Here is an 8,690-nt window from a genome sequence, read left to right as displayed (position 1 = left end):
GGGCGCGACCCGGCGGTCGTGCCCCGGCGCGCGCGAGGTGCCCGGGCCGCGCGTCGCGGTCCCGACGACGCCGCCGTCGGCACGGGCCAGACCGGTCAGCGTGACCACCGGCACCGCCTCGTCGTCGCGGACGAGCAGCCGGTCCGCCGCCAGCGCGGCCGCGGTCGCCCCGTCGTCGAGCGGGACGACCACCTCGCGCTGCGGGGCGAGCCCGTCGGCCACGAGCTGCAGGCCGGCGAGGACGTCCGGGGGGACCGGCACGACGGGAGCGCTCACCGGCCCATCGTCCCGCACGGCGGGGGCTCGTCCCGTCCGGCCGCCCGTCGGACCCGCCGCGTAGGCTGGGCACCTGACCCGCTCGCCCGCCGAGGACGCTCCCGGCCGGTCGCCGAGCACGAGAGCACCCCAGCCGAGAAGGACCCCATGCCGCTCACCGGACTCGCCGCCGCCGTGCGGCCCGACCCGGGCCTGGTCGCCGCCCTGCCGCTCGTGGGCGCCGCGCCGGCGCTCGACGTCGCGGCCCCGCCCGGTGCCCGCCCGCTGCTGCTCGGCGAGCTGCAGCAGCGGCTCGCGCAGGCGCGCGACGGCGCCGTCGTCCTCGCGGTCACGGCCACCGGCCGCGCCGCCGAGGAGCTCGCGGCCGACCTGCGCTGCTACCTGCCCGCCCACGAGGTCGTCGAGCTGCCCGCCTGGGAGACGCTCCCGCACGAGCGGCTCTCGCCGCGCTCCGACACCGTCGCCCGCCGCGTCGCCGTGATGCGGCGGCTCGCGCACCCCGACGCCGACGACGTCACCTCCGGTGCCGTGCGCGTGGTGGTCGCACCGGTGCGCGCGGTCATGCAGCCGGTGGTGCGCGGTCTCGGCGACCTGGTGCCCGTCAGCCTGCGCGCCGGCGAGGAGCACGACCTCGACGAGGTCGTGCAGGCCCTCGTCGACGCCGCCTACAGCCGCACCGACATGGTCGAGCGGCGCGGCGAGTTCGCCGTCCGGGGCGGCATCCTCGACGTCTTCCCGCCCACCGTCGACCACCCGCTGCGGGTCGAGTTCTTCGGCGACGAGGTCGAGGAGGTGCGCTCGTTCGCGGTGGCCGACCAGCGCTCTCTCGAGGTCGTGCCCGAGGGCGTGTGGGCCCCGCCGTGCCGCGAGATCCTGCTGACGCCGCAGGTGCGCGACCGGGCGCTGGCCCTGAAGGACCGGCTGCCCGGCGCGGCCGACATGCTCGACAAGGTCGCCGCCGGCATCGCGGTCGAGGGCATGGAGTCGCTCGCGCCCGCCCTGGTCGACGGCATGCAGCCGTTCACCGACCTGCTGCCCGAGGGGTCGATGGTGGTCGTGGTCGACCCCGAGCGGGTCCGGGCCCGCGCCCACGACCTGGTGCAGACCACCGAGGAGTTCCTGGCCGCCGCGTGGGCGAACGCCGCCAGCGGCAACGCGACCCCGGTCGACCTGTCCGAGGCGTCCTTCCACACCCTCGCGCAGGTGCGGGCCGACGCGCTGCGGGCGGGCGTCACCTGGTGGTCGGTGTCGTCCTTCGTCGCCGACGCCGAGCTCACCGGGCTCGCCGGCGGGGCCGACGACGCGCCGAGCCAGGTGGTGCTCGGCGCCCGCGACGTCCAGGGGTACGGCGGCGACGTCCCCGCCGCGCTCGAGGACCTGCGCGGGCTGGTGCGCGACGGGTGGCGGGTGGTCGTCACCACCCCGGGACCCGGTCCGGCGCAGCGCGTCACCGAGCTGCTGCAGGAGTCCGACGTCGCGGTCCGCCGGGTCGACGACGTCGACGACGTGCCGGAGCCGGCGCTGGTGCTGGTCACGACGGCACCGGCGGCGGCGGGGTTCGTCGACGAGGGGCTCAAGGTCGCCCTGCTCACCGAGGCCGACATCCTCGGTCGCGGGTCGGTGGGCACCAAGGACATGCGGAAGATGCCGAGCCGGCGCCGCAACCAGGTCGACCCGCTGCAGCTGCGCCCGGGCGACTTCGTCGTGCACGAGCAGCACGGCGTCGGGAAGTTCGTCGAGATGATGCAGCGCAGCGTGGGTTCCGGCCGCGACCGCGCCACCCGCGAGTACCTCGTCATCGAGTACGCGCCCAGCAAGCGGGGCCAGCCCGGCGACCGGCTCTACGTCCCGTCCGACGCGCTCGACCAGGTGACGCGCTACGTCGGCGGCGAGGCGCCGAGCCTGAACCGGATGGGAGGCTCGGACTGGGCCAAGACCAAGAGCCGCGCGCGCAGGCACGTGCGGCAGATCGCCGGCGAGCTGATCCGGCTCTACGCCGCCCGGATGGCCACGAGCGGCCACGCGTTCGGCCCGGACACCCCGTGGCAGCGCGAGCTCGAGGACGCCTTCCCGTACGTCGAGACGCCCGACCAGCTCGCCACCATCGACGAGGTCAAGGCCGACATGGAGAAGACGGTCCCGATGGACCGGCTGATCTGCGGCGACGTCGGGTACGGCAAGACCGAGATCGCGGTGCGCGCCGCGTTCAAGGCCGTGCAGGACGGCAAGCAGGTGGCCGTGCTCGTGCCCACGACGCTGCTGGTGCAGCAGCACCTCGAGACCTTCTCCGAGCGCTTCGCCGCGTTCCCCGTCACGGTGAAGGCGCTGTCGCGGTTCCAGACCGACAAGGAGGCGTCGGCGGTCGTCGAGGGCATCGCCGACGGCTCGGTCGACGTCGTCATCGGCACCCACCGGCTGCTGTCGTCGTCGGTGCGGTTCAAGGACCTCGGCCTGGTCGTCGTCGACGAGGAGCAGCGGTTCGGCGTCGAGCACAAGGAGACGCTCAAGGCGCTGCGCACCAACGTCGACGTCCTCGCGATGAGCGCCACGCCCATCCCGCGCACGCTCGAGATGGCGATCACCGGCATCCGCGAGATGTCCACCCTCGCGACGCCCCCCGAGGAGCGGCACCCGGTGCTGACCTTCGTCGGTGCCTACGAGGAGAAGCAGGTGGCTGCGGCGATCCGGCGCGAGCTGCTGCGCGAGGGCCAGGTCTTCTACGTCCACAACAAGGTCGAGTCGATCGACCGCGCGGCCTCGCGCATCCGCGACATGGTGCCCGAGGCGAGGGTCGCGGTGGCGCACGGCAAGATGGGCGAGCACCAGCTGGAGCAGGTCATCGTCGACTTCTGGGAGAAGCGGTTCGACGTCCTGGTCTGCACGACGATCGTCGAGACCGGCCTCGACATCTCGAACGCCAACACCCTCGTGCTCGAGCGGGCCGACCGGTTCGGCCTGTCGCAGCTGCACCAGCTGCGCGGTCGCGTCGGCCGCGGCCGCGAGCGCGCGTACGCCTACTTCCTCTACCCGCCCGAGAAGCCGCTCACCGACACCGCGCACGACCGGCTGGCGACCATCGCGTCGAACACCGACCTCGGTGCCGGCATGCAGGTGGCGATGAAGGACCTCGAGATCCGCGGCGCCGGCAACCTGCTCGGCGGCGAGCAGTCCGGCCACATCGCGGGCGTCGGGTTCGACCTGTACGTGCGGATGGTCGGCGAGGCCGTCGCGGAGTTCCGCGGCGACAGGGACTCCGAGCCGCTGCCCGAGATGAAGATCGAGCTGCCGGTCGACGCGCACCTGCCGCACGACTACGTCCCGCACGAGCGGCTCCGGCTCGAGGCCTACCGCAAGCTGGCGGCCGCCGAGACCCTCGAGCAGATCGACGAGGTCGTCGCCGAGCTGCAGGACCGCTACGGCGAGCCGCCCGAGCCGGTGCGCAACCTGGTCGAGGTCGCGCGGTTCCGCGTCCACGCCCGCAAGGCCGGGGTGGCCGAGGTCAGCGCCCAGGGCCAGCACGTGCGCTTCGCCCCGGTCGAGCTGCGCGAGAGCCAGCAGCTGCGGCTGAAGCGCCTCTACCCGGGCTCGCTCGTGAAGCCGGCGGTGCGCACGGTCCTGGTCCCGGGCCCCAAGACGGCGCGGGTCGGCGGGCGCCCGCTGCGCGACACCGCCCTGCTCGACTGGTGCCGCGACGTCGTCGACGCCGTCCTGCTCGACGACGTCGCCGCCGCGAGCCGCACCGGCTCCTGACGCCCGTCCGCCACGTCCGTCCGCCACGTCTGTTCGCCACGTCCGTCCACGTCCGTTCGCCACGTTCAGTTGGTGAGCGCCCGCTGAACGTGGCGTGCGAGCCGCGTGAAGTGCGTGCTCACCTCGCGGAGACGGGGTCGAACGGGTCTGCCCGGGGGAGGGGGGCGACGGGTCAGGGTCGCAGCAGCGTGGCGGCGACGTGCTCGCCGACCAGCAGCGAGGCGGTGGCGCCCGGCGACGGCGCGTTGAGCACGTGCACGACCGGGCCGACCCGGCGCAGGGCGAAGTCGTCGTGCAGCCGGCCGTCGCGCCGCACCGCCTGCGCGCGCACGCCCGCCGGGGCGGGGACGAGGTCGCGCGCGGTGACCTCGGGCAGCATCCGGCGCACCGCCCGCAGGAACAGCGCGTCGGACGCCGCGCGGGCGACCTCGCCCGCGCCGTAGCGCCAGAACCGGCGCCCTAGCCGCCACGTGCCGCCGAACCGCAGCGCCGCCGCCAGGTCGGAGGCGGACACCTCGTGCCGCCGGTAGCCCTCCCGCGCCAGCGCCGGCACCGCGTTCGGCCCGACGTGCACGTGCCCGTCGACGCCCCGGGTGAGGTGGACGCCGAGGAAGGGCAGGTCGGGGTCGGGGACGGGGTAGACCAGCCCGCGCACCAGGTGCTCCGCCGACGGCGCGAGCGCGCGGTACTCGCCGCGGAACGGCCGCACCCGCAGGTCCTCGGCCGGGTCGTCGGCGCGTGCGGCGTCGCCCGCCAGCAGGTCGGCCTGCAATCCCGCGCACACCGCGACCGCGTCGGCGTCGAGCACCTCCCGCCCGGTCGCGTCCTCGACCAGCAGCTGCGCCGCGCCGCCGCGCGGACGCAGGCCGAGCACCGTCGTGCCGAGCCGCAGGCCGGCCCCGGCGTCGTGCAGCAGGCCGGCCAGCCGACGCGCGAGCGCCGGGTAGTCGCAGACGCCGGTCGAGGCGACGCGCAGCGCCGCGACGCACCGCACGTGCGGCTCGTGCTCGCGCGCCTCGTCCGGCGGGATCCGCTGCACGCGAACACCGTTGGCGGCACCTCGCCGCGCCAGCTCGTCCAGCCGCGGCACCTCGCGCTCGTCCGTGGCGACGACGAGCTTGCCCGTGGTGCGGTGGGGGACGTCGTGCTCGGCGCAGAAGGCGGCCAGGCGCTCGACCGCCCGCGGTGTCAGCCGCGCCTTGAGCGACCCGGGTGCGTAGTACAGGCCGGAGTGGACGACGCCGGAGCTGTGGCCGGACTGGTGCCGCGCCCACCCGTCCTCCTTCTCCAGCACCACGACCTCGCGCCCCTGCTGCACCAGGGCCCACGCCGTGGCGAGGCCCACCAGCCCGCCGCCCACGACCACCGTCCTGCCCACCCGCCGAGCGTACGTACCGGGGCGTCGGGGTCGCGGGCCCAGGAGCCGCCGACGGCCGCCGCACGGACCGCCACCCCGACGGGTCGGTGCGCGCGCCTAGGGTTGCGCGCATGACGCAGCGACCGACCGGGCTGGTGCTGCTGCACGTGGCGGCGCAGGTGCCGGCCGGCGTGCTGACCCGCGACGGCTGGGAGGCGCTCGAGCAGGCCGACGAGGTGCTCGCGCGCGAGGTGCCGGCGGGGTGGGACGCCGCGCTCGCGGCGGCCGGCGTGACCGTGCACCGGGTCGACGGCGACCCGGAGGAGGTCGCGGCGCGGCTGCTGGCGTCCGCCGGTTCCGGCCGGGTGGTGTGGCTCGTGCAGGCCGGCGACGACGGCGTGCCGCGGGCCCTCACGCGCGCCCTGGTGCAGGGCGCCGCAGGCGTTGCGCCGCAGGTGGAGTCGCTGCTGGGGTCGTGGGACGTCCCCGGCTCGACCCTGCTCGAGCTCGTGCAGGTGATGGACACGCTGCGCTCGCCCGGTGGCTGCCCCTGGGACGCCGAGCAGACCCACGCCTCGCTCGTCCCGTACGCGCTCGAGGAGGCGTTCGAGCTCGCCGAGGCGGTCGAGACGGGCGACCGCGCCCACCTCGTCGAGGAGCTCGGCGACCTGCTGCTCCAGGTCGTGTTCCACGCCCGGGTCGCCCAGGACGACGCCGACGAGCCGTTCGACGTCGACGCCGTCGCGGGCGGCATCGTCGCGAAGCTGCGCCGCCGCCACCCGCACGTGTTCGGCGACGTCGACGCCCCGACCGCCGCGCACGTCGAGGCGAACTGGGAGCAGATCAAGCGGGAGGAGAAGGGACGCGCGTCGGTGCTCGACGGCGTCCCCGTCGCGCTGCCGTCGCTCGCCCGCGCCCACAAGGTGCTCGGCCGCGTCGGCCGCACCGACCTCGACGTGCCGCTCGGCAGCGGCGACGGGTCGACGGGGGAGCGGCTGCTCGCCGAGGTGGTCCGCGCCCGCGGGCGCGGCGAGGACGCCGAGGCGGCGCTGCGGACGTCCGTGCGCGCCCTGGAGGACCGCGCTCGTGCGGCCGAGGCCGGCCGGGCCGCATCGACCACCTGGGTGCGGTCGATCCCGGCCTCGATGGACGCCGACGTCGTCGCGCAGGTCGACGCCCGGCTCACGTCGGTCGCCGCCGTCGAGGGCGTCGCGATCCCGCTCGCGATCGAGAGCGGCAGCCGCGCCTGGGGTTTCCCGTCGCCCGACAGCGACTACGACTGCCGCTTCGTCTACCTGCGGCCGACGAGCGAGTACCTCTCGCCCTGGCTGCCGCGCGACGTGGTCGAGACGCCGCTCGACGCCGTGCTCGACGTCGGCGGGTGGGACCTGCGCAAGGCGGTGCAGCTGCTCGTGCGCGGCAACGCCGTGGTGCTCGAGTGGCTGCGCTCGCCGATCGCCTACGGCGTCGACACGGCCTTCCGCGACTCCTTCCTCGACCTCGCCGAGCGGGTGGCCGACCCCGACCTGCTGCGCCGCCACCACCTGCACGTGGGCCGCGGCCAGTGGGAGCAGGTCGCCGCCGCCCTCGACCGCGAGGGCGCGGCCGTGCCCCTGAAGCGGCTGTTCTACGCGCTGCGGCCCGCCCTCACCCTGCGCTGGCTCGACCAGCACCCCGACCGGGTCGTCCCGCCGATGGACCTGCCGTCGCTGGTCGCCGGCACCGAGCTGCCCGCCGGCGTGGCCGAGGCGGTCGAGGAGGCCGTGCGGCGCAAGGCCGTCAGCCGCGAGGCGGAGGCCGGGCGGGTGCCCGGGGCGGTGCTCGACCTCGTCCGCGCGACGCTCGGACGCGACGACCCGGCGGCCACCGACCGCGACGAGGAGGGTGCCGCCGGGGTCCGCGCCGAGGTGGCGGACTGGTTCCGGGCCGCGGTCGCGCGCTGGGCACCCGATCCTGCGACCTGAACGAGCCACCCGTCCGGGTGAGAAGCCCCTCGACCCCGAGCCCGGGACGGGGCACGATCTGCGTCCATGAGCCCGCTCTGGGGGCGGGCCCTGCGTCGCGCGTGGTCGGGCGGCACCTCGGGGGTCCTGCAGGTCGTGGTCCTCGCGGTGCTGGCGCTGACCGCCGCGGCCGGGCCCCTGTTCGCCGAGGCCGCCGACAACGCCTCGCTCGCGCGCACCCTCGACGCCGTCCCCGTCACCGCCGCGGCGCGCGACGCCCCGGTGGTGCGGCTCAACGGCGGGTCCGCCCCGTCGAGCGTGCGCCAGCAGACCCTGCTCGACCAGCTCGACGACGTCGAGGGCGCGGGACCGCCGGTGGTGCTGGCGTTCTCGGTCGCGCAGGAGCTCGTGCCGCGGTCGGTGCAGGAGCCCGTCGTGGTGGCGGCCGGCCGGGAGGCGCGGGCCCGCCTCGCGGCCGTCGACGACCCCGCGTCCGCGCTCGAGGTGGTCGCGCAGGTCGACGAGCCCGTCGACGGCGGGGTGTGGCTCTCCGAGGAGGTGGCCACGGCCCTCGACGTCGTGCCCGGCGACCGGGTCGAGCTGGCGCTCGACACCCTGGAGGGACGCGGTGACACCGCCCCGGTCACCCTCGCCGGCACCTACCGGGCCGACGACCAGCGCCGCCCCCTCGACCCGCCCGGGCGCGAGCTGTGGTTCGGGCGCCGCGCCGGCCTGCCCCAGGACACCTCGTTCGCGACCCTGCCCGCGCACCTCGTCGTCACCGACCTGGCCTCGGCCGAGCGGTACGCAGACCGGGTCGGCGACATCCTGTTCTGGACGGCCGAGGTGCGCCTCGACCCGCCCCGCCCGACGCTGGCCGACGCCCGCCGCACCGCCCGCGACGTGGAGCGGCTGCGGCGCACCGCCGTCGACCCGCGCGAGGTCGACATCGACGACGGCCCGCTGCGGCTCGGGGTCGCGAGCGGGGTCGAGGACCTCGTCGGCGACGCCGAGGCGCTCGCCGAGGACGTGCGGGCGAGCACCCGGACGGTCGCGAACGGCGGCGTGCTCGTGGGGCTCGCCGCCGTCCTGGTGGCCGTGGGCCTCACCCTGCGGCTGCGGGCCGGCGAGCTGCGGGCGATGGCCGGGGTCGGGCTCGCCCCCGCCGCGGTCGCCGCGGTGGGAGTGGTCGAGGTGCTCCTGCCCGCGGTGGTCGGCGGCGTGGTCGGCACGCTGGCCGCGTGGGGGCTGGTCGTCGCGGCCGGGCCGCCCGGCGACGTCACGTCCGCCGCGCTGGTGCCCACGGTGCGCGCGGTCGTCGTGGCCCTGCTCGCCGCCCTCGCCCTCGTGGCGGTCGCCACCGC

General features: G+C 76.4%; 4 protein-coding genes and 1 pseudogene. 3 read left to right on the top strand and 2 right to left on the bottom strand.

Annotation, left to right across the window (positions count from 1 at the left end):
- Positions 1-276 (bottom strand): hypothetical protein (locus tag ACYVKY_RS02915; RefSeq protein WP_460433492.1); only part of this gene is annotated, 276 nt, incomplete at its 3' end.
- Positions 277-423: 147 nt separating this feature from the next.
- Here ACYVKY_RS02915 and mfd point away from each other — a divergent pair.
- Complete coding sequence (gene mfd, locus ACYVKY_RS02910) at positions 424-4,026, top strand: transcription-repair coupling factor (RefSeq protein ID WP_460433491.1); 3,603 nt, start codon at positions 424-426, stop codon at positions 4,024-4,026.
- A 172-nt stretch (positions 4,027-4,198) separates the two neighbouring features.
- Here the strand turns inward: mfd and lhgO are convergent, their stop codons facing one another.
- Positions 4,199-5,404 (bottom strand): L-2-hydroxyglutarate oxidase, encoded by a 1,206-nt coding sequence (gene lhgO / locus ACYVKY_RS02905; RefSeq protein ID WP_460433490.1) that lies wholly within the window; start codon positions 5,402-5,404, stop codon positions 4,199-4,201.
- 110 nt (positions 5,405-5,514) lie between these two features.
- Here lhgO and ACYVKY_RS02900 point away from each other — a divergent pair, with 110 nt between their 5' ends.
- Together ACYVKY_RS02900 and ACYVKY_RS02895 are read left to right on the top strand one after the other, a co-directional pair.
- The gene (locus ACYVKY_RS02900; protein ID WP_460433489.1) at positions 5,515-7,347 is read left to right on the top strand and encodes a MazG family protein; all 1,833 of its coding nucleotides are present in this window, start codon (positions 5,515-5,517) and stop codon (positions 7,345-7,347) included.
- 66 nt (positions 7,348-7,413) lie between these two features.
- A pseudogene (locus tag ACYVKY_RS02895) lies at positions 7,414-8,690 on the top strand (hypothetical protein); the annotation flags it as partial.

Source organism: Angustibacter speluncae (assembly GCF_054777815.1).
This window is presented reverse-complemented; position numbering and strand designations above follow the sequence as displayed.

Bases quoted from the DNA above. Each gene is read 5' to 3' on its own strand.
- mfd (WP_460433491.1), top strand. From the start codon at position 424: ATGCCGCTCACCGGACTCGCCGCCGCCGTGCGGCCCGACCCGGGCCTG.
- ACYVKY_RS02900 (WP_460433489.1), top strand. From the start codon at position 5,515: ATGACGCAGCGACCGACCGGGCTGGTGCTGCTGCACGTGGCGGCGCAG.